The organism is Chryseobacterium sp. ERMR1:04, assembly GCF_001297705.1.
Lineage (GTDB): Bacteria > Bacteroidota > Bacteroidia > Flavobacteriales > Weeksellaceae > Chryseobacterium.
Genome location: NZ_LIRF01000008.1, coordinates 1,060,876 through 1,086,364, shown reverse-complemented (window position 1 = coordinate 1,086,364; position 25,489 = coordinate 1,060,876). Strand labels below are relative to the sequence as shown.

Sequence of the window (25,489 nt, the reverse complement as noted above, 5' to 3'; positions counted from 1 at the left end):
AAAAAAAAATGTTATAATTTTGTAAGTCAATAATTTATGGAGGTGAGCGAGAACTGTTTTCATTGTGGACAAGGTATAGAAAAGGAAAGAATTCTTTTTGACGAAAGGATCTTCTGTTGCAACGGTTGCAAATCTGTTTATGAAATTCTAAATACCAATAATCTAAGTAATTTTTACGAATTAAATAAAACGGCAGGAATTCGTCCCAGTGATGAAAACGCTTCCCAATTTGATTATTTAGACACCCCGGAAATCTTCGACAAAGTAACAGATTTCTCGGAAGGAAACACCAGCCTGATTACATTTAAAGTTCCAGTAATACACTGCTCTTCTTGTATTTGGCTACTGGAAAGTCTTCATACATTAAATGAAAACATTAAATATTCTCAGGTTAACTTCACAAGAAAGACCTTACAGGTTTCATTCAATCATAACGACCTGAAATTAAGTGAACTTGCTAAATTTTTAACCAATCTAGGATACAAACCTGTCATCAGCCTTGAAACAGCAGACAAAAACGAAGATCATCTAGACAAATCTTTATTGGTGAAATTTGCGATTGCAGCTTTCGCTTTTGGTAACGGAATGTTCCTTGCCTTTCCTGAATATATTGGAGGTGAAGATTACTGGATGGAACATTATAAAGGTTTATTCAGAACCTTGATTTTTCTACTAGCCACCCCTGTTGTATTTTATTCCGCATCAGATTATTACAAATCTGCCTGGTACGGATTAAAAAATAAGATTGTCAACATCGACGTCCCGATTGTTTTAGGGATTTTCGTTCTATATGGAAGAAGTATTTACGAAGTGGTTACCGATTACGGTCCAGGATACTTCGATACGCTCTGTGGACTTTTATTCTTTATGCTTTTGGGGAAAATTTTCCAGAAAAGAACCTATAGCGCTCTTTCATACGATAGAGATTATAAATCTTTCTACCCTATTGCCGTAACAAAAGTTGATTTCGAAGGAAAACAGGATAACATTTTACTGTCTGAAATAAAAGTTGGTGATAGAATTCTAGTTAGAAATCAGGAAATCATACCTGTTGATGCTATTTTGATTAATGGAGAAGGAAATATCGACAACAGCTTTATTACCGGAGAAAGTGAAAGCATCAGCAAACATCCGGGTGATAAAATTTTCGCGGGAGGAAAACAAATTGGATCTTCTTTAGAATTGGAAGTTATCAAAAATGTGGATCAAAGTTACCTAACACAACTTTGGAATAAAGAAGCCTTCAAAAAACATGAAACTGGACTTGACACATTAACAAATAATGTCAGCAAATATTTCACATTCATTATTTTAGGGATCGCTGTAGTTGCAGGAACTTATTGGTATTTTATTGATTTAGATAAAATGTTCCAGGTTATTTCTGCAATTCTGATTATTGCCTGCCCATGTGCATTGGCGTTGTCGGCTCCGTTCACTTTTGGTCATATCATGAGGATTTTAGGTAGAAACAAATTCTATGTAAAAGATACTTTAACAATTGAGAAAATTGCAAAGATCAACACCATTGTTTTTGATAAAACAGGAACCATTACGCACAGAAAAAAATCAAATATCAAATACGAAGGTCCTGAAATGCAGGAATTCGATGTATTAAATATCAAAACTTTATTAAAAAATTCCAATCATCCGCTTTCAAAATCTTTATACGAATTCATTGAGTCGAAGGACGAATATTTCCCTGTTGACCGTTTTCAGGAAATCTCAGGAAAAGGCTACGAAGCAAGCGTAAGAGGAAACACCTATAAAATTGGTTCTGCACGTTATAACAATCAAGAGTCTAAAAATCTTGAAACTGCTGTATACATCAGCAAAAATGATGAGTTCATAGGTAAATTCATCTTTAAAAATGAATACCGTGCCAAACTTAAAGACCTCTTTAAAAAATTAACGAACTACAAAATTTATATTCTGAGCGGAGATAACTCTTCAGAAGAAAATCAATTAAAAGAATTGATTCCAAATTGTCAGGCCATGGCTTTTAATCAAAGTCCGGAAGACAAACTGAATTATATCAAAAATCTTCAAGACAAAAACTTAAAAGTAGCGATGCTTGGAGATGGACTAAATGACGCAGGGGCCCTTAAACAAAGCAATGTAGGAATTGCAATTGCCGATGACACCAATAGTTTTACTCCTTCATCTGATGTTATTATGAATGGGGACAAAGTGGTAAATCTGGACAATTACCTGAACGTATGTAAAGGCTCAATCACTATTGTAAAAATGACATTCATAATTAGTTTTCTATACAATATTGTAGGATTAAGCTATGCCGTGACAGGCCACATGCATCCCCTTTTTGCAGCACTGATAATGCCTGCAAGCTCCATCACCGTAGTTACATTCACCACCGTTTCAACATGGATATTGGGAAGAAAGTATTTCAAAAAACACGCTTAAAAGCCCTTATTTAGACTGATTTTAAATTAGCAAGAACCGCTATTTCGTGATTAATATCATTATTTTTCACTAAATTTGAGCCCTGAAAATAGGTTAATTTTGTTGTCAAATGGATATTCTATATTTAATGATCCTCTGCAGTGTTTCTTTGGCTGCAATTTTCTTGGTCGTTTTTATAGTCAATGCAAGGAAGGGACAGTTCGAAGATGATGAATCTCCTGCTGTACGAATCCTCTTTGACTCTGGCGAAATCAAGGAAAAAGATGATAATGACAACAACCCCGACAAGAAAGAAATAGGAGAAAATAATAAAATTGAAGAAAAAAGTGAATAGTTGATATGGAGACACAAAAGTTTAGTTATGACAATAGTATTGTTCGGGCATTCCTTTACGCGACCATAGTTTTTGGGCTTATAGGATTTACGTTCGGACTTACTGCGGCATTAATGCTTTTCTATCCTGAATTACCTGAATTTTTATTCGGGACTGATGATACAACCATAAGAAGTTTATCGTCTGGGAATATTCAAGGGTTGATAAACACTCATGGTGCATTTGGTTTTGGTAGAATTAGAATGTTACACACCAGCACCGTAATCTTTGCATTCGTATGTAATATCGTTTATACCGGTATTTATTACTCATTACAGAGATTATTAAAAACAAGAATGTATAGTGATACATTGTCTTGGTTACATTTCTGGACTTGGCAATTTATGATTGTTGCTACGTTCATTACTTTCTTTATGGGGATTAACACCTCTAAAGAGTATGCAGAACATGAGTGGCCAATTGACATATTAATCGCATTCTCATGGATCATCTTCGGAGCAAACATGTTCTTAACAATTGCAAAAAGAAGAGTAAGACACCTTTATGTAGCTATTTGGTTCTACATTGGTACTTGGATCGCAGTGGCAATGCTTCACATTTTTAACAACTTAGAAGTTCCATTATCTTTCACAGGTTGGAAATCTTATTCAGCATATGCTGGGGTAAAAGATGCTATTGTACAATGGTGGTATGGTCACAATGCAGTAGCATTCGTATTGACAACTCCGGTTTTAGGTTTGATGTATTACTTCTTACCAAAAGCTGCTGACAGACCGGTTTTCTCATACAAACTGTCTATTATTCACTTCTGGTCATTAATCTTCGTATATATCTGGGCTGGTCCTCACCACCTTCAGTATACAGCACTTCCGGCTTGGGCTCAGGCAGTGGGAACAGGTTTCTCTATCATGCTTATTGCACCATCTTGGGGAGGAATGCTGAACGGGCTTCTTACATTAAGAGGAGCTTGGGATAAGGTAAGAGAAAATCCTATCTTGAAGTTCTTCGTAGTTGCAGTTACTTGTTATGGTATGGCAACATTTGAAGGACCACTTTTAGCAACTAAAAACATCAACAAAATAGGTCACTTTACGGACTGGGTTATTGGTCACGTACATTTAGGAGCTCTTGGATGGAATGGTTTCATGGCATTCGGGGTTATCTATTACTTAGTACCTATCTTGTGGAGAACAAAACTTTGGTCTGTAAAATTAGCTAACTGGCATTTCTGGTTAGGTACATTAGGAATTATTTTCTATGCAGTACCAATGTATATTGCAGGTTTCACTCAAGGATTGATGTGGAAGCAGTTTAACCGGATCAATACCAAAAGTTGGGGACTAGGCAAAAAGTTTAGATAATCTAAATAGGAAAAACGATTTATCTCGCACACCTCTAAGTTGTAATCTGAAGTTTTTTATTTTGGCATTGAAAGACTCAGCTGCAGCATTCGTGCTACGAGCATTAAAATAATTGAGAATACCATCATAGTTTAATATAATTGTCCTAGTTAAGGTATTGAAGGATTTAAATCCGGATTCTTCCACATCTTTAAACCAATGGGCTAACTTTAACATGGCTACTGGTTTTTCAATGTTTTGATTATAGATTTTCCTGAGCCCATCTGATAAATTGTACGCTTTTTCTAAATCTGGATACTCTGAGAACAAGATTTTCGCCCTCTGTTTTTGTGATGGAGTCCACTTTTCTCTGGTTTTATAAAGTAAATATCTACTTCTTGCCAAAAGTTGCTTTCGAGTGTCACCGTTTAGGAAAATTTCAATTTGGAGATTTTCTTTCTTTTGCTTTGCTTCCAACAAAAGATTATTTTCTTGTTCAATAGCTTCCCAACGATGGCTTACCCTGATGTCCTGCAACGCTTCTATGGCTAATTTCTGAACATGGAAACGGTCGATAACCTGTATTGCTTTGGGGAAACATCTTTTGGCGATGAGTTTCATAGAACCAGCCATATCGAGTGTTATTTCTTTCACTCTCATTCTCGACCTTCTGCTGATTTTTAAAATATATTCAGCTATGATATTGCTTTTTGTACCTTTGATTACAGCTACAAGAGAACCTTTTTTGCCTTTTGCTTTTTTGGAAGTGAGAACACTGTACAGTTCTCCATCAGAAAGGGCAACTTCGTCCAAGGAAAGCTGCTCGGAGAGGTTTTCAGGGTAGAGAATCCAATCTTCTGCATGCGATTTTTGTTCCCAATCTTTAAAATTACTGATGCTTTGTTTGTACTGTCTTTGGAATTTTCTACCATCTACGCCGTACATCTCACCAATGGTTTTACAGGGAAGCGCTTTAGTATCTGCTGATTTTTTTTAAGAACTCTGCAAAATCTTGTGTCATGCGGGTTCCTTTGGCAATAAGATTCCAATCTCTTTGAATGATGTTTCCTGTTTTAGTATCAGTCCACCTTCTACGTCTGATGTGGAGCTTCACTGTTTTTCCGCGGAGAGGAAAATCATCTACCATAATTTCAGGAACAAAACCTTTTGACTGTAATATGAGCGAAGAAAATTCTTTTGGAACTGTATTTTTTTCTTCAAAGTAAATATGTAGAATTTTGTTTTCCTCTTCAAATTTTACAATCTCAAAATATTCAATCAAGAGTTCAGGTAAAAATAATTTAAGCAGTTCGGCATCATTTAACATACTACAAAAATATCATTTTTTATTTTCTCCCCAAGTTTTGGAACTGATCCGTTTAACCCAGACGGAACACTATTGTGGAAAAACTGGTTAGATACCGTTACTGCTATTATTCCTTACTATAAAATGAGATTTGCAGGAGGTCTATTCTATATCTCTGGAGCAATCTTAATGGTTGTAAACGTTGTAGCTACTGTAAGAAAAGGATCATTCCAAAAAGAAGTTCCAGCAGAAGCTCCAGCATTAGCAAACATTGGAAAAAACAGAAAAGAAGGAGAAGGAACTCACCTTTGGTTAGAAAGAACACCAGTATTATTGGGTATTTTATCTTTCTTAACAATATCAATTGGTAGTTCTGTGGAAATCATCCCTACACTATCTTTAAAGAAAAGTGTACCTACGATTTCAGCAGTAAAACCTTATTCACCGCTTGAATTAGAAGGTAGGGATCTTTATATCCGTGAAGGATGTAACTCTTGTCACTCTCAAATGATCAGACCATTCAGAGATGAGATTACCAGATTCAATGGTAAAAACGGACAGTATTCAAAAGCTGGAGAGTTCGTATATGACAGACCATTCTTATGGGGATCAAAAAGAACAGGACCAGATTTACATAGAGAAGGAGGTAAAAACCCAAGTTCTTGGCACTACAAACACATGTATAACCCAAGATCTACATCTGCAGGTTCTATCATGCCTCGTTTCCCTTGGTTAATTGCTACTAACTTAGACAGATCTAAAATGGTTGATAAAATGAAACTGATGAAAAATACTTTCGAGGTTCCATATACAAAACCTCAGATAGATTCTGCTGATGCATGGGCAGATAATCAGGCTTCGAAAATTGTAAAAGATATTTTCTCTGAAGCAGCCGACTTAAAAGACGCTTATGCTAAGAGACCTAAAGGAGAATTAGAGAAGAAAGAGATTGTAGCTCTTATCGCTTACTTACAAAGATTAGGAACTGATATCAAAACAACAGAAATAAAAACAGCAAGTAATAACTAAACATTAAAAGCTTCAAAAATGATTCCTCAGAACTTTAAAGATATATTATCCAATACAGAAAATGCAGGCTTGTATCAAACATTGGCACTGATATTCTTTATGATGTTCTTCGTAGCCCTAATAATATATGTTTTTAGCAGGCCTAAAAAATATTATAAGGAAGAAGAAGAAGCTCCTCTGGGGGATGATGAAGATGATTTTAATTTAAAAAATTAAACTATTTATTATGAAACAAAGGACACCGGTTGTTGTAAACATTATAATAATAATTGGACTTCTAATAGTTTTTTATTATTTGTTTGTACAGAGCTACGCGTTTTTAGCCTCACCATATTTTTGGGGTACTGTTGTAATAGGTGCTATTTTAGCTTATATCCACAGTTCAATTGGAGATTTAATTGAAAATAATAAATTCAAGAAATTATCTGCAGAAGAAAAAGCAGCTTATTTAGCAGAAAAGAAAGTACCATTCCTAAGAAGAATGTACGATGCTGCATTCAAGAAGCAATCTGAAACAGAAGAGAAAGATATCCTTATTGACCACGGTTTCGACGGAATCATGGAGCTGGATAACCAATTACCAAAATGGTGGGTAGGTTTATTCTATTTTGGGACCGCTTTTTGTATCGTTTATATATGTGCATACTCTTTCACAGATTTTGCTCACCCATTAAGCGAATACGAACAAGAATACAAAGAGCAGATTGCAAGTATTGCTGAATACGAAAAAAATCAGCCTCCTGTAACTATTGAAACAGCAAAATATTCTGCTGATAATATCGCAGAAGGTAAAGAGCTTTTCAAAACCAACTGTGCTTCATGTCACAAGGAAGATGGTAGTGGTGGTATCGGTCCAAACTTGACGGATAACTACTGGATCAACCAGCCAGAGAAAACTTTATTCAAAAACGTTTTCCATATGGACTGGAATGGTTCACCTACTAACCCTGCCATGAGAGCATTTGGTAAAAACGGTGAAGTTTCTGGTGCGGAGATTGAGAAGATTGCAGCGTATGTATATCACATCAATCAAGAGCAACCTCCAGTGACACCGGCTCAAGGTGGAGCTGCTCCTCAGGGAACAGAAGCTCATTGGGAGAAAGAATAAGTTAAAAAGAAAATTAGAAAGTATATGAAAAGCATAATTTGTTATTAAATGAAAAAATAGTAACGAATTATGCTTTTCTTTTTTTATTAAACACATCACAAAATGTCAGACATAGAAGAAATAGAAGTAAAAGGCGGGCAAGGACAGGTTCTGGAGCCTGAAACTTACAGAGATTCTATAGGGACAATGGAACGATCTGGTAAAAGGAAATGGGTTTTTCCTAGAAAACCAAAAGGGAAGTTTACCAACTATAGAGATATTGTAAGCTACAGCTTATTAGTTATTTATTTTACAGTGCCATTTCTTAAGATCAATGGCAACCCATTCTTTTTGTTTAATGTTATTGATAGAGAGTTTTTTATCATCGGACAACCCTTCTATCCACAAGACTTTTTCATTCTTACATTAGGTGCCATCGCCTCTTTAATATTTATCATCATTTTTACGATTGCGTTCGGAAGAATTTTCTGCGGGTGGATTTGTCCTCAGACAATTTTTATGGAATCGATTTTCCGTAAAATAGAATATCTTATTGAAGGTGACAGGAACAGACAGATGAAACTTGACAGACAAGAGTGGAATACCGAAAAGATCTGGAAAAGAAGCTTAAAATGGACTGTTTACATGATTATTTCATTGATTATCACCCACTTTATGCTTATGTATATTGTTGGATATCAGGAAATACTTAGAATTATCTCTGAAGGGCCATTTGCACATCCTACGAATTTCATCGTGATGGTTCTTTTTACCGCAGCATTTTACTTTGTATTTGCATGGTTTAGAGAGCAGGTTTGTACCTTGGTTTGTCCATACGGAAGATTACAGGGAGTTTTAATTGATAAAGATACCATTAATGTTTTCTACGATTTTAAAAGAGGAGAAAACAGATCTTCATGGAGAAAAGGTGAAGACAGAAAAGCTGCCGGAAAAGGAGATTGTATCGATTGTCATCAATGTGTGGTTGTTTGCCCTACAGGAATTGACATCAGAGACGGTCAACAGCTGGAATGCGTTAACTGTACAGCTTGTATCGATGCGTGTGATGAAGTGATGGAAAAAGTAGGTCTTCCGAAAGGATTGATCAGATATGCTTCTGAAAATGAAATTGAACAAGGAACTCAATTTAAATTCACCGGAAGAATGAAAGGCTTCGCAGTCGTTCTAGCTTTATTGGTTGGATTCTTAGGATTCTTACTCTATAATCGTGGAGAGATGGAAGCTAAATTCATTAAACCTGCAGGAAGTACATTCTTTGTAAAAGACGGAAAAATTACCAATACCTACAATTATACCTTCTTAAACAAGACCAATGATAAGAAAATCGTAACGATTAAAGTCATTGAACCTACTCATGGAGAAATCACCTACAGCGCATCAAGTAAGATTACTGTAGAAAGAGATAAAATGTCAAAAGGAACCATCAACATCAGTTTCCCTGAAGACGAAATGAAGCTTTCAAAACAAAATATCACCATTGGTGTTTATGATATGAAAGGTAAATTGGTAGATTCTTACAAAACTTATTTTGAGGGACCATTTAAATTACAATTTTAATTTTCAGCAATAATAATTTCCTTAATTTGGAAATATAAACACCAATGATGGACATATTTTCCCTATGACCTTTAAAAAATAATAAAATTTACATATGAAAAACTTTAGTTGGGGACACGGTGTTGTAATTGCATTATTTGCATTCATAGTTTTTATTTTATCGATGTTATTTCTTTTCCCGAACGGGCAAAAAAATTCTGAAATGGTAACCGATAATTATTATGAAGAAGAATTAAAATACCAAGATGTAATTGATGCGAAGAAAAAAGCAGACGACCTACAGGAAAAACCTACTTACAGCCAAGATACAAACGGAATTAAAGTCCTTTTTCCAAAAGGATATGACAATTCTAACACGACAGTAAAATTTGTTTTAAATAGAACGGATGACCAGAATTTAGATATTAAAAAATCTGAACAGCTGGATGCAAATCAATCTATTTCAATACCAGGAAAAGTATTGAAACCAGGAAATTATACACTAAGATTGATGTGGACGAAAGATAAAACAGACTACAGATTGGATTATGATGTGATATGGAAATAGCACTTATTTTATCGGCCATAGGCTTGGGATTTGCTTCCGGTTTTCACTGTATCGGAATGTGCGGACCTATTGCTTTATCGATGGGATTAACAAAAAAACAGGCTACTAATTTTTACCTGCAAAATCTTACTTATCAATTTGGTAGAATTTTCACCTATGCTCTTTTGGGAGCTGTGTTGGGAATTATTGGTCAGGGCTTTGAAATGGCAGGCTTTCAGCGATACTTAACCATAGCTGTTGGAATTCTGCTTATCATAATGGCCGTATTTTCTTTTGGAGGAAAAGATTTTGCGTCAAAAATCCCTTTCTTTTCTAAATTTTTATTTAAAGTTAAATCAAATTTAGGAAGGTTACTACAAAAAGCAGATTACCGTTCTAGGTTTACAACAGGCATTCTTAACGGCTTTTTACCATGCGGAATGGTTTATATGGCACTAACAGCAAGCCTAGCAAGCGGAGGAATATGGCAGGGAGCCTCATATATGGCTTTATTTGGATTGGGAACACTTCCATTCATGTTTGCCGTAGTTTTGGTCGGAAACTTGATGAATCAAGCTTTTAGAGTGAAAGTTTTAAAAGTAATTCCAGTCGTTATGATCATTCTAGGAGGATTATTTATTGTAAGAGGTCTGGAACTCGGAATTCCTTACATTTCTCCAAGAGCTGAAGCGATGACCATTTCTAAAGATAATCAAGGAGATTGCCATTTACCCGGAGATCACAGCACGCACAAACATAGCGCAACGAATTGTCACTAAGATAATCTAGGTGGCTGAATGAAGTATGCACTTAAAACAGCGTAAAACAAAGAAGTAAAACTCAAAAATATAAACAAGAAAATTTTCGCTATCACGGTATAAAGCTCTAATCTAAAATAATAGCAAAATATTATTCTAAAGGATAAGCCGTTACACTTTTCACCTCCGATAAAGCAAAATACGTATGTACCGTATTAACATGGGGAAGTAATGACAATTTATGACGTAGAAATATATTATACGAATCCATATCCTTAGTTACTATACGCAGCATAAAATCATAGGAACCGGCGATCTGATAACATTCCATCACTTCAGGAAGTAAAATAACTTCCTTCTCAAATTCTTGTAAAACATCAAAAGTGTGCGCTTTTAAAAACACTTGAGAAAACGAGATGAGTCCTAAACCTATTTTATATCTATCCAATAAAGCTACGGTCTTTATAATATACCCATTTGTTTTAAGTTTTTTCACACGTTCATGCGTAGCTGCAACAGATAAATGCAGATGTAGAGATAATTCTTTATTGTTCAGTGTTGCATCTTCTTGTAGAAGTTCTAATAATTTAATGTCAGTTTGATCTAATTTCATTTTGACTTTTTATTGATTACAATCTCAATTTAATAAAATATCTGTAAATTTTCTTGTTAAATATGTAGATTCCAAAATATTTATTGAATTTTCTGCAACCTATTGAATAAATAACGGAATAAATATAATTTTGTTGATATAACAATAAAAAAACACATGATGTTAACCGTTGAAAAAAATGTATCTCACAAATGTCTATCTCCTCAGTTAGATAGTAGATTTAAGCACTTATGGTGTTTAATTGGAAATACTCCAATGCTGGAGCTGCAATATATTTACAAAGGCAAACCTGGAAAAATATATGTAAAATGCGAAAACTATAATCTTACCGGCAGTATAAAAGATAGAATGGCTTTATATATCTTATACAAAGCTTACATGAATTGCCAGATTAATCCCAAAGATACAATCATTGAGGCGACGAGTGGTAATACAGGCATTGCCTTTTCTGCAATTGGAAAAGCTTTAGGACATCAAGTAAAAATCATTATGCCTAATTGGCTAAGTAAGGAGCGTATTGATATTATAAAAAGTATGGGCGCCGATATAGAGCTTGTATCAAAAGAAGATGGAGGTTTTCTAGGGAGTATTACATTAAGCGAACAGCTAGCTTCCAAAGGAGGAGTATTCTTACCCCGTCAATTTGAAAATCAATACAATGCTGAATCTCATGAATTAACAACTGGAAAAGAAATAGTCCTTCAGCTAGCATCTAAAGGACTTACGGCTGACGCATTTGTTGCAGGAGTAGGGACAGGCGGAACTGTTATGGGAATAGGTAAACAATTAAGAAATAATAATCCAAACGTTAAAATTCATCCTTTAGAACCTTTGGAAAGTCCTACTCTAACAACTGGTTACAAAATAGGTTCCCATCGTATACAAGGAATTTCAGATGAGTTTATTCCGGCTATCGTTAAATTGGATGAGCTAGATCAAGTTATTTGTGCATCAGATGGCGATTCCATCATTATGGCTCAAAAGCTAGCACAACAATTGGGCTTAGCAGTGGGCATATCATCTGGTGCCAATATCATTGGAGCTATAAAACTAAAAGAAGAATTGGGGAGCGATGCGGTAGTTGTAACATTACTTCCTGATGATAATAAAAAATATTTAAGTACCGATTTAGTGAAAGAACAGCCAATGAAAGAAGATTATATAGCTAAAGATCTTGATTTTACCGGATTCTTACCTATTGCCCGATTAGAAAAACCTTTATTGGGGTTTTAAAAATGATATGATTTTAAAATCTTATCGGTAATATTCTTCAATGTAAACAATTATAACAATCTAAATACTAGCTACATTAATACAATTCTTTATAAAAACAAATCCCCTTTCAAAAATGAAAGGGGATTATTTATTATACAATATAATAGTTTAATTAATCACATCAAACCTTGCATATTCTGCAACCTTTTTAGGAAGCTTAATACCTTCTTCTGTTTGATTATTCTCAAGCAAAGCTGCCATAATTCTTGGCAACGCCATCGCTGAACCATTTAAAGTATGAACCAATTGAGATTTACCATCCGTTTTGTAACGGCATTTCAAACGATTTGCCTGGAAAGTCTCAAAATTTGAAACTGAACTTACTTCTAGCCACATTTCCTGAGCAGCACTCCAAACTTCAAAATCATACGTCATTGCAGCAGCAAAACCTGTATCTCCACCACAAAGTCTTAATACTCTGTAAGGAAGTTCAAGATCTGTTAAAATCTCTTTGATATGCTCTACCATTTCTTCCAACACAGCGTAAGAATTTTCAGGCTTTTCAAGTCTTACAATTTCTACTTTTTCAAATTGGTGAAGACGGTTCAGACCTCTTACGTGAGCTCCGTAACTTCCCGCTTCCCTTCTGTAACACTGAGAAAATGCGGTATTTTTAATCGGAAGATCTTTTTCTTCCAACAAGACATCACGGTATAAATTCGTCACCGGAACTTCTGCTGTTGGAATTAAATATAAATCATCAGCCTGAATATAATACATCTGCCCTTCTTTATCCGGCAACTGACCCGTTCCGTATCCTGAAGCTTCATTCACAACGTGAGGAGGATTTACTTCCATATACCCTTTCTCAACATTTTTATCTAAGAAATATTGAACTAAAGCTCTTTGCAGTCTCGCTCCTTTTCCTAAATAAACAGGAAAACCAGCACCAGCAATTTTAACGCCTAATTCAAAATCAATCAAATTATATTTTTTAGCAAGCTCCCAATGAGGAATTGCTCCTTCACCAAGACCTTCTACATCATGAGACTGATAAATAATCTCGTTATCTTCTGCAGACGCTCCGCTTTTTACCAATTCATTGGGAATATTCGGAAGCTGGTATAAAATATCTAATAAAGCCTTTTCTTTAATTTCTAACTGAGATTTCAATTCTGAGCTCGACTCTTTATACTGTGCTGTTTTAGATTTTGATGATTCCGCTTCTTCTTTTTTTCCTTCTTTCATTAAAATTCCAATTTCTTTGGAGATTTTATTGATTTCCGAAAGTTGAGAATCTAATTCAAATTGGATTTTTTTTCTTTCATCGTCAGTAGCAATAGCATCATCTACCAACTCAAGATTTTTGAATTGTCTTTTTTTCAGACCTTCTAAAACGCGTTCTTTATTATCGCGCAAAAAATTGACTTGTAACATTTTATTTAGATGTTAGTTATTAGAATGTTAGATATAATTACCTAACAAGTTATGCAAATTTAAAAATTATTTTACGATTGTAACTACATTTAGCCCACCAGGTTGCTTTGTAAACCTTAAGGTGCCATTGTAATATACTTTGGAGACTTCAAAAACAGTTGGCGTCCAGTGATATTGTATCTCTACAACATCATTAACTGTATCTGCAACATTGTTAACTGTTCTTCTTAAAGAAAGTGCTAATCTAGAATAATACGTTCTGTTTTCAGGACTTACTGAATCTAAAATTTTTCTTTTAGCTCCCGTAATATATTCCATGTAAAATAAAGAATCGGAGGTCATTTTAAGAGGAATACTAACCGGCGAATTATCTGCATCACCAAAAATATCATTTACCGCATACGAAGAAAAGGAACCTGCTTTTTTTCCATTAAGCAAATCCTGTCCTGCATTATTTTTCATGTAAAGATCAAGTATCTGATCTATTTTTTGGATAGAATCGTCATCCTCTCTTTTACAGCTTAAAAGTGCAAATAATACGACCAATATTCCGAAAACAACATTTTTCATTTCAACAAAGATAAAAACTTATTTTAATTCTTTAAGATATTTATAAAAGAAGAAAGCCAAAAAGAAACCTGAAAACAGCAATGTAACAGAAACACTAATCGTCATTCCCATCAATTTATATTTAGGAACTAGAATAAAAGACAGTAATATTAAAAGTGGCAAAGAAAATAAGGAAACATTTGTATTAATAGCCATTTTTCCGACAGCAGACATTAAATTTCCATATAAATTTCTAAAGAGAATATTCATTAAAAAAGTAAATGTAAAAATGACAAATAGTAATGAATTTTCAGCATACTTTTCGTTAAAAAATACTTTCAAAATATCTTTACTAAAAAATGTACAAACAGAAAAAATCAATAAACAAACTGGAATAAAAAACTTATAATACCCTGATATATACTCTTTAAGAAAATATTTATTATTATAATTTTTAGCTAAAACAGGAAAATCACTTTGCATAAAAGCCAAAGCAAGAAAAGTTACATTAGATGGAATAAGTATAGCAACACGATAATCTGCAACGTAGCTCTCATTTAATAAAAACCCCAGAAGAAGAATATCTAAAGAAAAAAGAGCATCTGATAGAACTGTTGTTCCCGACGTATTAAATGCATATTTCCAAATATCTTTTGAATTAAAAATATTGGGAACTTTTTTTACGGATAAATCTGTTTTTTCATACCAAAAAAAACATAAAAATGGAATCAGAGCGATTGCAATAAGATATCCTTTTAACTCAAAAAAATATGTCAGTATAAGTGTTACAAATAATCCGGCAATGTTTATGACATTATTTAATTTAGCAAATTTACGATTTTTATTATTAATTCTCAATTCTGTCTGAACATAATTGAAAAAATAAAATCCGACAAAACGTACCGCAAAAAATATAAATATCCAGATGATATCTTCATATTTATTCACATAAAATAAACTGCTTCCTAAAAAAACTACCGTAAGAATAAGTTGATAAATAAAACCTTGTCTCAAAAGATAAGCCGAAAGCTTTTCTTTATCAATCTGACTTTCAGAAATAGATCCATACCTCAGTAAACTTTGATTGCTTCCAAAACCTGCACATGATGAAAAAATAGCAAAAATAGCAGCTACAATACTCATTTTACCAAAGTCTTCTATGGGTAACAGCTTAATGATGAATAACGAAGAAAGAAAAGCACAAATTTTCCCAATCAAAAGAGAGGCAAGAATATATTGTCCTTGATTTTTAAGAAAATTTCGTAAAAAACTCGGGAGACTTTTCATTCACTAAAAGTAAAGTTTAAAAATAGATAAAACATTAATTGCCTGACATTTATAATAAAATGTGTTTTTAGAAAATAAATTGGTTACCTCTTCTCTCAGCTCAGGATAGGATTCCAGTCTTCCTATATTTTCATTAAAATAATTCTGGTAATATCGTTGAATATCAGGCGTAGAATCAAAGTAGTATTGATAAGGATACATACTGGCTTTTTCAGGCGATTGTAAAATCTTATTATATAAAAGCAAATATCCCCTTTTCAAAAATGTATCTCCAAACTTCACTTTCCAATGGGCATCAGGTTTCATTAGAGTTCTTTCCCAAGTATATTTTGTAGCTTCTTTGCAATGTTTTGCCATCCATTCAAAATAAAACTTATGTTTATATTTCCATTCTTCCGGAAGACTTAAAGATAATTTAATAAAATCCTTCGTCATAAAAGGAGAAAGATGATAAGATTTCTGCTGTAATACCTGAGTTCCCAGAACAGTTCTATTGTATGCCAAATTTTTCAATAAAAATATTTCTTCTCTTTCATAGTTTTTCATCACTTTTTGCAAATCAGATTGAATCTTTGGAAGAAAATTTTGATTAACTATAATTTTATATTCTGTAGGAGATTTTGCTCTAGGCTCAGAATTAAATCCTCCTAAAATTCCGTCACCAATTTGCCCGCCATGAAAAATTGCAAAGTCCTGAAAGGAAAGATTATCCAAAGCATATTGCACATGAATTCCTCCAGAAAAAACACTCGTTCCCTCTGAAATTTTCGTCAGTTCATCTATTTTTTTAAGGAAGCTTCCATTATCTAAAGAAACAAATTCATAAGGTAATTTATAATCAGAAGCAATTTCTCTAGAAATTTTTTCATCAAGATATCCTGAATGTGAGAAGCAAAGTGCGCATCCGATATCAAATTTATTTTGAATAGCATAAAACATTGCCATTCTACTGTCTAATCCTCCGCTTAAAAATGCTAAATGAGACGTATTTAGCTCGATATCTTTTTCGTATTCCCATTTTACAGCTTCTGTAAAAACTTCATGAATATCATCAACTGCATTTTGTTTAGTTTTAGAATAATATTCAATTTCAGAAACATTAAAATATTCTTTTTCACTAACTATGTTGCGTTCACAATCAATTTCTAGAAAGTGAGAATCTGAAATTTTATAAACGTCTTCAATAGGAGTTCTATTTTCCAAAAGATAACCTATAGCAAGCAACTGATACAACGAAATCATGTCCGGAGCCAAAGAAATACGATGTTCTTTGATGGTTTTACTTAATCTGACTAAATCTGAATCTGCAGAAAATTTGTTATTTATTTTTGCATAGAAAACTCTTTGGGTAGAAGTAGGATTGGTAAAAATCAATATTTTTTTCTTTTGCTTATCCCAAATACAGCCTCTGAATTCACCTTCTAATTGTTGAATAACCCTCCAATTCTTTTCCAAATAACTTTGAACTAAATAGTCCTTAAAAGTATCAGATGAATTTTTAAGTAAATCTTTTTTATTGAGAATAACGCCTTCAAGTAAAATAGTAACTTCAGATGTTTCTATGAAAACTGAATCATAAGTTTTATTTTCAAAATAGTGATTAATTTGAACTTGATCATTATGAATAAATATAGAAAATCCCTTTGTCATTATATTACTTTATGATAAATTTCAGTAAATTGTTTACCAATAGTATCTTGTGAAAAAGTTTTCTCGGCATACTCTACCAATATATCTTTTCTGCAAAAAGAATTATGGTCTGACAGCATCTTTATCATCGCATTTTCCAATAGATTTTCATCTGCATGATCCAAAAGTATTCCGCTATTTTCAGGGAAAAACTCAGAAATACCACCCACATTTGTTGAAATTACATGTATACCACTAGCAAATGATTCTGCGATTACACATGGTTGGTTTTCATCATCACTAAAAAGTATAAAACAGTCTGCATTATGCATTCTTTGAGATACTTGCGTCAAAGTTTGCATACCAAACACCTCAATATTATTTTGTAAATTTTCTTTCTCTACACTATTTTTTAATTCTGAGAAATCACCATCCCCTCCTATTTGTAAGGTAAAATTATACCCCTTATTCAAAAGTTTAATGGCTACCTTCAATATTTTATCAGCATTTTTTCTAGGAATTAAGCTAGAGATGTGAATAAAATTAAAAGTGGTATTCTCTGTTAATCTGGGTAAAAAAAGATGTGTATCTACTACATTCGGTATTACAGTCATCGGTTTTTTAACACCTATATTTTCTATTCCTTTTTTTAGATCTTCGCTTACCGGGCAGATTACTGATGCTTGATTTCCAATATATTTCGCTATCCTTTTAATTTTAGAGGATGTGATATTATAATTTTTACTTCTTAAGGCTGTCCAATGTTCTGTAACAATAAAAGGAATTCTATATTTCTTCTTCAGATACACCGCAAAAAGCATATTATTATGAAGAACATTTGCGTGAACCAAGTCCGGTTTTTGCATTCTCTGAAAACCTTCTTTATAGGCCTTTATTCTTCTTATAAAGTTGAGAATAGGGTTACTCGTATTTTTATAATAAACAACAAGCGTTCTAATCCCATTTATTATGTTGTCGTCAAAAATAAACTTTCCTTTTTGGTTGATATCTCCAATTGCATGCAATATTTCAACATCATGAAATAATGCCGCTGCTTCCGCATGACGCTGCACAAAATTGCCGTTAGTAGGCTCCAGTTTGTTGGGGAACCATGAGGAAATAAAAAGTATTTTCAAGAGAAATTATTTTATAGAAGCCGCCCAGCTTTTATCGATTGGTAAAAGAAAGTGTCCTAAGAAATCTAGATAGGTGTTTTTTGAAAAGTCAAAAACCTCAATGTCTCTTGATAACTCTCCGTTTCTCAATTTTGTTTTAAAATCAATAAGTTTCAACGTTTTAATCTCTCCATTCTCTACAAAGCTCGCTTTCATTCTGTCGAATAATCCTAATTGGTATTCTTCATCAATCTCTCTCATGATCTTTCCTAATGCATCAATACTACATCCTGAAGCCATTTCTTTCTCTTCATCTACACAAACCACAATAAACTGATTTTTTTCGATTTTAAAAGAAGAGGAAAGCGGTTTTCCGTGTGCAGCCCAATTGGCCAAAAAATCATATAGTTTTTCAGTAATGGTTTTTGCTTCCTTCGTTGTAAAAGGTCTTGATGCCGGATATATAATAACTCTATAGTCGTTAGCTTCTACGATACTTGATTCTTCAATCTTCATTTCTGGTAATTTTAAAGTATAAAATTAAGAATTATAATTAACATATTTTTTAAATAACAAAACTCAAGAATATCTTGAGTCTTATTATTATATTTTAAAGTTGCAATAGTCTACAAATCTTCGGCTTCAGCCAAAAGCTCTACAATATCTTTAACAACAACTTCTTCATTTTTATTAAAATGCTTCACCCCATCGGTCATCATTGTATTACAAAATGGACAACCTGTAGCAATTACTTTAGGTTCGAAAGATAAAGCTTCCTCTGTTCTTTCTATATTGATGTCTTTATTCCCCTTTTCAGGCTCTTTAAACATCTGTGCACCTCCAGCTCCACAACAAAGACCATTGGTCTTACAACGCTTCATTTCTACAAGCTCAGCATCTAATTTTTCAAGCAACATTCTTGGTGCTTCATATTCATCATTTGCTCTTCCTAAATAACACGGATCATGGAAAGTAATTTTTTTACCCTTGAAAGCACCGCCTTCAATTTTCAACCTACCTTCTTCCATTAACTTTCTAAGGAATTGGGTATGGTGTATTACTTCGAAATTACCTCCTAAGCTCGGATACTCATTTTTAAGCGTATTGAAACAGTGCGGACAAGCCGTTACTATTTTTTTTACATCGTAAGCATTCAGAACTTCAATATTCGTTAAGGCCATCATCTGGAACACAAATTCGTTTCCTGCTCTTTTTGCAGGATCTCCAGTACAGCTTTCTTCCTGTCCGAGAACAGCAAATTCAACGCCTATTTTATTTAGTATTTTGCAAAATGCTTTCGTTATTTTTTTTGCACGGTCATCAAAACTTCCCGCACAGCCAACCCAAAACAAAACTTCCGGTGATTTTCCTTCGGCAGCATATTCTGCCATTGTTTTAATTTGCATTTTCTTTTTGTTTATTTAAAAAATTGGCATAGTATTCTTTTGCTTTTGCCATTGCATCTACTGGAACCACGAAAAGAAGCATCATATTAGACTCATCATAGTTCAAATACTTCCACTCGTTACCGGTAGACTTATCCTTCAAGGCAATTACCATACTTTGCTTCGCCATTTCCAAAGTATTATCGTTTAAAAATTTAGGATTCATCCCTTTTGACTTCATAACAGACTTCACCGCTTCTTGTTTGGCTTCGTCTAGTTTTTCATTCATGAAAGTTACAATCATTGTAATTGGATAAGTGGCAAATGCATATTCTGTTTCTTTAGTTTTAAAAATATCCGAAACATTGATTGCGTTCTTATCCGCATTTTTAAGTTCTATTTTATAGGCCTCATTTCCTTCAAGAACATTTTTAAATCCGGCGATCATCGTTTGTTTATCAAACTTTTCTACCACCGCTGGATGAGTCATATTGATAATTCCCTCATAATCTTTTTTCTGAAATAAGTCTAAAAAAGACTGCGTATCAGCTAAAATCTTTTTCTGTTCTGCTGACTGAGCCAACACAAAACCAGAAATTAACAGGAGTACTATGAAGAATATTTTTTTCATTTAAATATCTTTTTATAAATCCTTTCAACAAGTGTTTCTTTTTCTTCTATTTCTTCGTCATTGGTTTCGGTAATAAATTCATCTAAATTATCATATTTCTGACGATTTAAAATGGCATTATTTATTGAAAATGATGCATCAAATAATAAAGCCTGAAATAAAAAATAAAAACAGATAAATCTAATGGGTGGAAACAATAAAAATTCTGAAGACTTAACTTTCTTTACGATGATATAAATGACAAAAAATATTGACGGAATCCATAAAAAATAATTACCTACATGATCAGAAAAATTACTTTGAGAAAATAGATAAACTATAAAAGGCATCCAAATGATATTAACAACTATCAGATAAAAAGACAATCTAATTTCCAGTTCATTTCTCTCAATAAAGTTGACCACTTTTTGCATCCCTGATCACATTAATCATTCGCCCAATTCAAACGATCTGCCTGATTATACTGCCAAGGAGCAGCATTATTCTCTACATTCGTCATCATAAGATTCAATTCCTGAGGAGCAGCAGACTGTTCCATTACCAAGAATCTTCTCATTTCGAAAATGATAGAAAGCGGATCTAATAATATAGGACAAGCTTCTGTACAAGCGTTACAAGTAGTACATGCCCAAAGTTCTTCTTTGGTAACATAATCATTCAACAGCTTTTTACCATCATCAACGAAAGAACCGTTTTTGTCAATATTTCTACCTACTTCTTCCAATCTGTCTCTTGTTTTCATCAAGATCAATCTTGGAGATAGTTTTTTACCTGTAATATTCGCAGGGCAAACAGAAGTACATCTTCCACATTCTGTACAAGAATAAGCATTTAGTAATTGAACTTGGTTAAGATCAAAAATATCTTCAGCGCCAAATTTAGACGGAACATCAGCTTCCGAACCTTCTGCCGGAGCAGCGTAAGGATCTGCATTAGGATCCATCATCAATTTAATTTCTTTAGTAACAGATTCTAAATTGTTGAATTTTCCTTTCTTATCTAAGTTGGCAAACCAAGTACTTGGAAATGCTAAAATTATGTGTAAATGTTTTGAATAGTAAAGATAGTTCATGAAGAAAAGGATTCCCACAAAGTGGAACCACCAAGCCGCTTTCTCAGTAAACATCAAGAATCCGTTATCGAAACTGAAAATTTCTAAAAATGGAACAAAAATCATTTCACTGATCGGGAAACTTCCATGCGCTGGAAAAACACCTCTCATTTGCAAAATAGAATCTGCAGCGTTCATTTTAAAGAATGCCATCATTAAAGCAAATTCAATAATAAGAATCCAGTTGGCATCATCCTTTGGCCATCCGAAAAGTTCTTTCATGGTTAATCTCTTAACCCCATAAAAATTTCTACGAATGAAGAATAATACAACTCCAATCACAACCAAAAGGGCTAAAACCTCTAATGTTGCGGTAAAGAAATTATAAAAAGTATGTCCAAAAATTGACGAAAGGAATCGGTGTGTTCCAAAAATCCCATCAACAATGATCTCTACAAGTTCTATATTAATAATAACAAACCCAACGTATACAAAAAGGTGTAAAACTCCAGCAACAGGGCGCGCTGTCATTTTACTCTGTCCCATCGCAACTCGTGCCATGGTTCCCCAACGTTCAGATTTATTATCACTGCGGTTGATTTCTCTTCCTAATTTGATATTTCTATATATCTTTTGCAGACTTTTTGCAAACAGGCCAAAACCAGCAACTAATAAAATTAGAAAAATAATATTATCGATATATTGCATAAGGTATATTAGTCTTTATTATTCTTTCCGAAAACCGAGAAGTTGATATATCTTTTCGGATTGGCTTTCATGTCTTCGATCAATGAGTTCAAGTTGGTAGATGCTGAATTCAGATTGTTATAAAGCTGCTCATCTTTCATCAATTTCCCTAAACTTCCTTGTCCGTTATCAATACCTCCAATCACTTGATTTAGTTTGCCTACTGTAGCATCTAAATTGGCGATAGTCGCATTTAATTTTTTAGTATCGATGCTTTCTGCTAAGTTTCCGTATTTATCTAAAGTAACTTTACCTGTCTGCATGGTTATGCTTGCATCATCCAATACTTTTTGAAGTTTCGGGTCATTGTGTCCCACTAGAGTACTTACATTTCCTGCAGTAGTCTGTAAGGCACCTACAGTTTTGTTAAGATTCGCAAGCAACGCTTTGATCTCTTCTCTGTTTTGCGCATTCACAACTTGGTTGGCATTGGCCATTAAAGAATCAACACGATACAAAACAGACTGTAACTGATCTTTAACCGGACCTACCTGAGCAGAAAGGCTACCTAAAGTACCTAACTTGAAAGCACTTTGTAATGTATCTCCATCTTTTGCAGTCGCCCCACCATAGGTAAGATTTACTCTCATTTCTTTACCGGACATAATGCCTGGTTCAAAAATTTCAAGAGTTGACTGTTTTGAAAACTCAAAATTATTATCAACCGTTACTTTCACCACAAAATGGATCTTTCCATCCTTTGATCTTTCCGGAATGATTTTATCAACCTGTCCTACTTTCAATCCATTGATTGAAACAGGAGAAGATTGAGATAATCCTTCAACATTATCATATTTTGCGTAAAATATATTATCGGTAGTAAAAAGACTTCTGCCTTTCATAAATTGGAACAACAACACGAAACCAATAATGGCTAAAATTGCTATTATACCAGCTTTTAATTCTTTACTGAACTTCACTTGCTAATTTTTTCTAATAAGCAAATATAATACATTTTAAATTAATGTTTCCTTTTATTACTCTGCTTATTACTCTGTACCAAATACAAAAAATGCGGCAAAAAACTTTGCCGCATTGATATAATGAAATTAAATCTCTTAATTATTTTTGAGATCCTACTTTATTCCAGATCTCGATTCTGTAATCATCGATATCAGAATTGTCTTGTAAGCTCTTCAACCAAGCCTGACCGAACATTCCTGAGTTTCTCTGAGTAACAGACTCTGTGAACTGCTTAAGGTCTCCAGGCTGCTTGTTAGTTGTTTCGTTCTTTTTAATTAAAACATAAACTCCTGTTCCACCTTCAACCGGATTAGATAACTTCCCTTTTGCAACACCAAATGCAGCACCAGCTACTTTAGGCTCCATTGAACCTGCCACTGATGGGTTTAATAAATTAACCTGTGCAGATTGTTTTGTTGTTGTAAATAATGCAGCAATCTGATCTAAGCTCGTTGCTTTAGCAGCTGCAATTTTATCAGAAATTTGTTTTGCTGCTAATTTATTTTTAACAATTGTTTCAATTTGATCTCTTACAGATTCAGGATCTGCAAGACCTTTCTCTTGTTTTCCGTTTAGGTAAACTACAATTTTATCTCCTGTTCCTTCTACAGTAAAGAATTCTGTATCTCCTTTTTCTCTTTTCTTATCGAAAGCCCAAGAAAGGATCTCACCATCTTTATCAGTACCTAAACCTTGTAACTGACCGTCGAATCTCTTAGCAGATTTAGGGTTTGAGAATTGGAAGTTAGATTTTTTAGCAATATTTACGAAATCGTTGAAAGATTTCCCTTGAACCTGCTGGATAAATCTTCTTGCTTTCTTATCTGTATCAGCTTCAGTAGCATCAGAAGGCTTCACTGCTTTTACTAAGTTAGCCACTTTATATCCCATAGATCCAGATTTCTTATCTTCAATATTGATGATATGGTATCCGAATTGAGTTTCTACAACACCTGTAGCACCTTTAGGATTGTTCGCCAAATACGTTAAGAATTCAGGAACGAAAGGAGTTTCAGGAGTCGTCCATCCTAAGCTACCACCTTGAGCAGCAGAATTTGGATCATTTGATAACTTAAGGAATTCTGTAAATCTAGCCGGAGTAGCTTTTACAATAGCCCCAATAGAATCTGCCAATTTCTTAGCTGCTTCTTTAGATCTTGTAACACCCTCTCCCGCAGGACTTCCTTTGAATGCAATAAGAATATGTCTAGACAATGTAGAGTCAGAAGTTTTTTTACCAACTAATTTAGATACTACATAGAAGTTTTGTTCTTTGTAAGGTCCAAAAGTTTGTCCCACTGCTGCCGTTGCAATTTGAGCTTGTACAGCCTGTGGTAATTGTGCTGGCTTTAAATACTGATTATTAAAAGGCATATCAGAATTAGCCATTACAAACATAGAATCGTTCGTTGTATTTTGGAAGTTTTCTTTTCCTCCACTTGCATCAGTACCTCCAGAGAATAATTTATTAATCTCTTTCTGAGCTGCTGCATCATCACCTGCACTTGGTTGAGAAGGGAAATATACGATACCGATATTTCTGCTTGCCTCAGCCTTAAACATCACAGGGTGCTGTTTAATATAATTAGCTAAGTCTTCCGTCTTAACGTTTATTTTAGTTTTTTGAAGATAAGCAGCGTAATCAACTTTCACAAAATCGATATCAGCTAACTGATCTCTTTGTCTCATTAATTCTTCTGCTTCTTTCTTACCTGTTGTAACACCTGTAGAAACATTTGCAAATACCTGTCTCGCCATCAATCTGTATTCAACAGATTTTCTGGTTTTGATCCATTGGTTATACCCTTCCGGACTTGTATTCTTTAAATCTTCGATTTGCTTTTTAAGCTCCTGAGTCTTAAAGTTTCCTTTTTCGTCAAAGAACTGTTTGTTTTGAGCAAACATTTGATCGTACTGGATCTGATTCCAGAAATAATCTTCCGTCATTTCAAACCCCATTTTCTCGAATTGCTGCTTAATCAGTTTGGATTGCACCAATAACTGCCAAGCCTGTTCTTCAAGACCATTTTTCGGTTGATTTTGCTGCTCAGCCTGCTGTTGTAGAACGAAAAGCTGATCATTATACTCTTCACGAGTAATTTTCTCACCATTTACTTTTCCTAAAACATCAGGATTTTTACCAAAAACCTTCTCAATACTATCGGGATTCACCAAGAACGCTAAAAGCGCTAGTGCAATTACTCCCATCAAAAGCCAAGGCTTACTCCTAATCTGTCCTAAAATTGCCATTTTATAAATTATAGTTTTTTATCAGTTTGCGAAAATACACATTTTTAAGAAATTACGGAAATCCTAGTTCTTTATTTTAATTTTTAAAATTTAATTTGGGCAAAAAAGGAAATTTTGACCAGATTTTTTAACAAAAAACAAATGGCATAAGTATTGTGCATTTTACAACATCATAATATGCGATACGTTTTCAAGGCATATTATGAAATTCTACTTTAACGATTTAAAACGGAAATGA

Annotated in this window: 23 protein-coding genes and 2 pseudogenes; 10 read left to right on the top strand and 15 right to left on the bottom strand. The window is 33.8% G+C overall.

Annotation, left to right across the window (positions count from 1 at the left end; translation table 11 throughout):
• The first annotated feature begins 42 nt into the window (after window positions 1-42).
• The 3 genes and pseudogenes from AMQ68_RS22180 to AMQ68_RS22170 form a co-directional block, all read left to right on the top strand.
• A complete protein-coding gene (locus tag AMQ68_RS22180; protein WP_054512901.1) occupies window positions 43-2,421 on the top strand; it encodes a heavy metal translocating P-type ATPase metal-binding domain-containing protein in 2,379 nt (792 codons plus the stop codon).
• A 109-nt stretch (window positions 2,422-2,530) separates the two neighbouring features.
• Complete coding sequence (gene ccoS, locus AMQ68_RS22175; RefSeq protein ID WP_054512744.1) at window positions 2,531-2,755, top strand: cbb3-type cytochrome oxidase assembly protein CcoS; 225 nt, start codon at window positions 2,531-2,533, stop codon at window positions 2,753-2,755.
• A 5-nt stretch (window positions 2,756-2,760) separates the two neighbouring features.
• A pseudogene (locus AMQ68_RS22170) lies at window positions 2,761-4,071 on the top strand (cbb3-type cytochrome c oxidase subunit I); the annotation flags it as partial.
• Between the two features lie 24 nt (window positions 4,072-4,095).
• On the opposite strand, the gene AMQ68_RS22165 reads toward AMQ68_RS22170, so the two are convergent.
• Together AMQ68_RS22165 and AMQ68_RS22160 are read right to left on the bottom strand one after the other, a co-directional pair.
• A complete protein-coding gene (locus tag AMQ68_RS22165) occupies window positions 4,096-5,040 on the bottom strand; it encodes a transposase (protein WP_054509277.1) in 945 nt (314 codons plus the stop codon).
• A 28-nt stretch (window positions 5,041-5,068) separates the two neighbouring features.
• Window positions 5,069-5,422, bottom strand: a complete 354-nt coding sequence (locus AMQ68_RS22160) for a hypothetical protein (protein ID WP_054509276.1) — start codon at window positions 5,420-5,422, stop codon at window positions 5,069-5,071.
• Window positions 5,423-5,473: 51 nt separating this feature from the next.
• On the opposite strand from AMQ68_RS22160, the pseudogene ccoO reads away from it, so the two are divergent.
• From ccoO to AMQ68_RS22130, 6 genes and pseudogenes are all read left to right on the top strand, one after another.
• Window positions 5,474-6,430 (top strand): annotated as a pseudogene (gene ccoO / locus AMQ68_RS22155) (cytochrome-c oxidase, cbb3-type subunit II); the annotation flags it as partial.
• 18 nt (window positions 6,431-6,448) lie between these two features.
• Window positions 6,449-6,646 carry a cbb3-type cytochrome c oxidase subunit 3 gene (locus AMQ68_RS22150; RefSeq protein WP_034740204.1) on the top strand — a complete coding sequence of 66 codons (198 nt, stop codon included), beginning with the start codon at window positions 6,449-6,451 and terminating at the stop codon, window positions 6,644-6,646.
• A gap of 10 nt (window positions 6,647-6,656) precedes the next feature.
• Window positions 6,657-7,538 (top strand): cbb3-type cytochrome c oxidase N-terminal domain-containing protein, encoded by an 882-nt coding sequence (locus AMQ68_RS22145; RefSeq protein ID WP_054512743.1) that lies wholly within the window; start codon window positions 6,657-6,659, stop codon window positions 7,536-7,538.
• A 102-nt stretch (window positions 7,539-7,640) separates the two neighbouring features.
• Entirely contained in the window at window positions 7,641-9,095 is a 1,455-nt protein-coding gene (gene ccoG, locus AMQ68_RS22140; RefSeq protein ID WP_054512742.1) for a cytochrome c oxidase accessory protein CcoG, read from the top strand.
• A 94-nt stretch (window positions 9,096-9,189) separates the two neighbouring features.
• Complete coding sequence (locus tag AMQ68_RS22135; RefSeq protein ID WP_054512741.1) at window positions 9,190-9,642, top strand: FixH family protein; 453 nt, start codon at window positions 9,190-9,192, stop codon at window positions 9,640-9,642.
• Complete coding sequence (locus tag AMQ68_RS22130) at window positions 9,633-10,400, top strand: sulfite exporter TauE/SafE family protein (protein WP_054512740.1); 768 nt, start codon at window positions 9,633-9,635, stop codon at window positions 10,398-10,400. Before AMQ68_RS22135 ends, AMQ68_RS22130 begins: the two co-directional genes overlap by 10 nt.
• Window positions 10,401-10,530: 130 nt before the next feature.
• Here AMQ68_RS22130 and AMQ68_RS22125 read toward each other — a convergent pair whose 3' ends face one another.
• Window positions 10,531-10,992 carry an Lrp/AsnC family transcriptional regulator gene (locus AMQ68_RS22125; protein WP_054512739.1) on the bottom strand — a complete coding sequence of 154 codons (462 nt, stop codon included), beginning with the start codon at window positions 10,990-10,992 and terminating at the stop codon, window positions 10,531-10,533.
• A gap of 156 nt (window positions 10,993-11,148) precedes the next feature.
• Here AMQ68_RS22125 and AMQ68_RS22120 point away from each other — a divergent pair, with 156 nt between their 5' ends.
• The gene (locus AMQ68_RS22120) at window positions 11,149-12,225 is read left to right on the top strand and encodes a PLP-dependent cysteine synthase family protein (RefSeq protein WP_054512738.1); all 1,077 of its coding nucleotides are present in this window, start codon (window positions 11,149-11,151) and stop codon (window positions 12,223-12,225) included.
• Between the two features lie 150 nt (window positions 12,226-12,375).
• Here the strand turns inward: AMQ68_RS22120 and serS are convergent, their stop codons facing one another.
• The 12 genes from serS to AMQ68_RS22060 form a co-directional block, all read right to left on the bottom strand.
• Window positions 12,376-13,644 (bottom strand): serine--tRNA ligase, encoded by a 1,269-nt coding sequence (gene serS / locus AMQ68_RS22115; protein WP_054512737.1) that lies wholly within the window; start codon window positions 13,642-13,644, stop codon window positions 12,376-12,378.
• Window positions 13,645-13,710: 66 nt separating this feature from the next.
• A complete protein-coding gene (locus AMQ68_RS22110; protein ID WP_054512736.1) occupies window positions 13,711-14,214 on the bottom strand; it encodes a hypothetical protein in 504 nt (167 codons plus the stop codon).
• An 18-nt stretch (window positions 14,215-14,232) separates the two neighbouring features.
• A complete protein-coding gene (locus tag AMQ68_RS22105) occupies window positions 14,233-15,480 on the bottom strand; it encodes an oligosaccharide flippase family protein (protein ID WP_054512735.1) in 1,248 nt (415 codons plus the stop codon).
• Window positions 15,481-15,483: 3 nt separating this feature from the next.
• Window positions 15,484-17,130 (bottom strand): asparagine synthase-related protein, encoded by a 1,647-nt coding sequence (locus AMQ68_RS22100; RefSeq protein WP_054512734.1) that lies wholly within the window; start codon window positions 17,128-17,130, stop codon window positions 15,484-15,486.
• Window positions 17,130-18,245, bottom strand: a complete 1,116-nt coding sequence (locus AMQ68_RS22095) for a glycosyltransferase (protein WP_054512733.1) — start codon at window positions 18,243-18,245, stop codon at window positions 17,130-17,132. The genes AMQ68_RS22100 and AMQ68_RS22095 overlap by 1 nt, the downstream gene beginning before the upstream one ends.
• Before the next feature lie 6 nt (window positions 18,246-18,251).
• A complete protein-coding gene (locus AMQ68_RS22090; RefSeq protein WP_054512732.1) occupies window positions 18,252-18,740 on the bottom strand; it encodes a hypothetical protein in 489 nt (162 codons plus the stop codon).
• Window positions 18,741-18,850: 110 nt separating this feature from the next.
• Window positions 18,851-19,630, bottom strand: coding sequence for a (Fe-S)-binding protein (locus AMQ68_RS22085; RefSeq protein WP_054512731.1), 780 nt, complete (start codon window positions 19,628-19,630; stop codon window positions 18,851-18,853).
• Window positions 19,620-20,240: a hypothetical protein gene (locus AMQ68_RS22080; RefSeq protein ID WP_054512730.1), complete on the bottom strand. Its 621-nt coding sequence runs from the start codon at window positions 20,238-20,240 to the stop codon at window positions 19,620-19,622. The genes AMQ68_RS22085 and AMQ68_RS22080 overlap by 11 nt, the downstream gene beginning before the upstream one ends.
• Window positions 20,237-20,644: a hypothetical protein gene (locus tag AMQ68_RS22075; RefSeq protein ID WP_160318008.1), complete on the bottom strand. Its 408-nt coding sequence runs from the start codon at window positions 20,642-20,644 to the stop codon at window positions 20,237-20,239. The genes AMQ68_RS22080 and AMQ68_RS22075 overlap by 4 nt, the downstream gene beginning before the upstream one ends.
• Before the next feature lie 20 nt (window positions 20,645-20,664).
• On the bottom strand, window positions 20,665-21,999 hold the full coding sequence (locus tag AMQ68_RS22070; protein ID WP_054512728.1) for a (Fe-S)-binding protein: 1,335 nt from the start codon (window positions 21,997-21,999) through the stop codon (window positions 20,665-20,667).
• 8 nt (window positions 22,000-22,007) lie between these two features.
• On the bottom strand, window positions 22,008-22,958 hold the full coding sequence (locus AMQ68_RS22065; protein WP_054512727.1) for an MlaD family protein: 951 nt from the start codon (window positions 22,956-22,958) through the stop codon (window positions 22,008-22,010).
• 142 nt (window positions 22,959-23,100) lie between these two features.
• Window positions 23,101-25,251 (bottom strand): SurA N-terminal domain-containing protein, encoded by a 2,151-nt coding sequence (locus AMQ68_RS22060; protein WP_054512726.1) that lies wholly within the window; start codon window positions 25,249-25,251, stop codon window positions 23,101-23,103.
• Window positions 25,252-25,489: the final 238 nt, after the last annotated feature.

Excerpts from the sequence above, each read along its gene's own strand:
- ccoS (WP_054512744.1), top strand. The coding sequence starts at position 2,531 with ATGGATATTCTATATTTAATGATCCTCTGCAGTGTTTCTTTGGCTGCA.
- AMQ68_RS22165 (WP_054509277.1), bottom strand. The coding sequence starts at position 5,040 with ATGTACGGCGTAGATGGTAGAAAATTCCAAAGACAGTACAAACAAAGC.
- AMQ68_RS22160 (WP_054509276.1), bottom strand. The coding sequence starts at position 5,422 with ATGTTAAATGATGCCGAACTGCTTAAATTATTTTTACCTGAACTCTTG.
- AMQ68_RS22150 (WP_034740204.1), top strand. The coding sequence starts at position 6,449 with ATGATTCCTCAGAACTTTAAAGATATATTATCCAATACAGAAAATGCA.
- AMQ68_RS22145 (WP_054512743.1), top strand. The coding sequence starts at position 6,657 with ATGAAACAAAGGACACCGGTTGTTGTAAACATTATAATAATAATTGGA.
- ccoG (WP_054512742.1), top strand. The coding sequence starts at position 7,641 with ATGTCAGACATAGAAGAAATAGAAGTAAAAGGCGGGCAAGGACAGGTT.
- AMQ68_RS22135 (WP_054512741.1), top strand. The coding sequence starts at position 9,190 with ATGAAAAACTTTAGTTGGGGACACGGTGTTGTAATTGCATTATTTGCA.
- AMQ68_RS22130 (WP_054512740.1), top strand. The coding sequence starts at position 9,633 with ATGGAAATAGCACTTATTTTATCGGCCATAGGCTTGGGATTTGCTTCC.
- AMQ68_RS22125 (WP_054512739.1), bottom strand. The coding sequence starts at position 10,992 with ATGAAATTAGATCAAACTGACATTAAATTATTAGAACTTCTACAAGAA.
- AMQ68_RS22120 (WP_054512738.1), top strand. The coding sequence starts at position 11,149 with ATGATGTTAACCGTTGAAAAAAATGTATCTCACAAATGTCTATCTCCT.
- serS (WP_054512737.1), bottom strand. The coding sequence starts at position 13,644 with ATGTTACAAGTCAATTTTTTGCGCGATAATAAAGAACGCGTTTTAGAA.
- AMQ68_RS22110 (WP_054512736.1), bottom strand. The coding sequence starts at position 14,214 with ATGAAAAATGTTGTTTTCGGAATATTGGTCGTATTATTTGCACTTTTA.
- AMQ68_RS22105 (WP_054512735.1), bottom strand. The coding sequence starts at position 15,480 with ATGAAAAGTCTCCCGAGTTTTTTACGAAATTTTCTTAAAAATCAAGGA.
- AMQ68_RS22100 (WP_054512734.1), bottom strand. The coding sequence starts at position 17,130 with ATGACAAAGGGATTTTCTATATTTATTCATAATGATCAAGTTCAAATT.
- AMQ68_RS22090 (WP_054512732.1), bottom strand. The coding sequence starts at position 18,740 with ATGAAGATTGAAGAATCAAGTATCGTAGAAGCTAACGACTATAGAGTT.
- AMQ68_RS22085 (WP_054512731.1), bottom strand. The coding sequence starts at position 19,630 with ATGCAAATTAAAACAATGGCAGAATATGCTGCCGAAGGAAAATCACCG.
- AMQ68_RS22080 (WP_054512730.1), bottom strand. The coding sequence starts at position 20,240 with ATGAAAAAAATATTCTTCATAGTACTCCTGTTAATTTCTGGTTTTGTG.
- AMQ68_RS22070 (WP_054512728.1), bottom strand. The coding sequence starts at position 21,999 with ATGCAATATATCGATAATATTATTTTTCTAATTTTATTAGTTGCTGGT.
- AMQ68_RS22060 (WP_054512726.1), bottom strand. The coding sequence starts at position 25,251 with ATGGCAATTTTAGGACAGATTAGGAGTAAGCCTTGGCTTTTGATGGGA.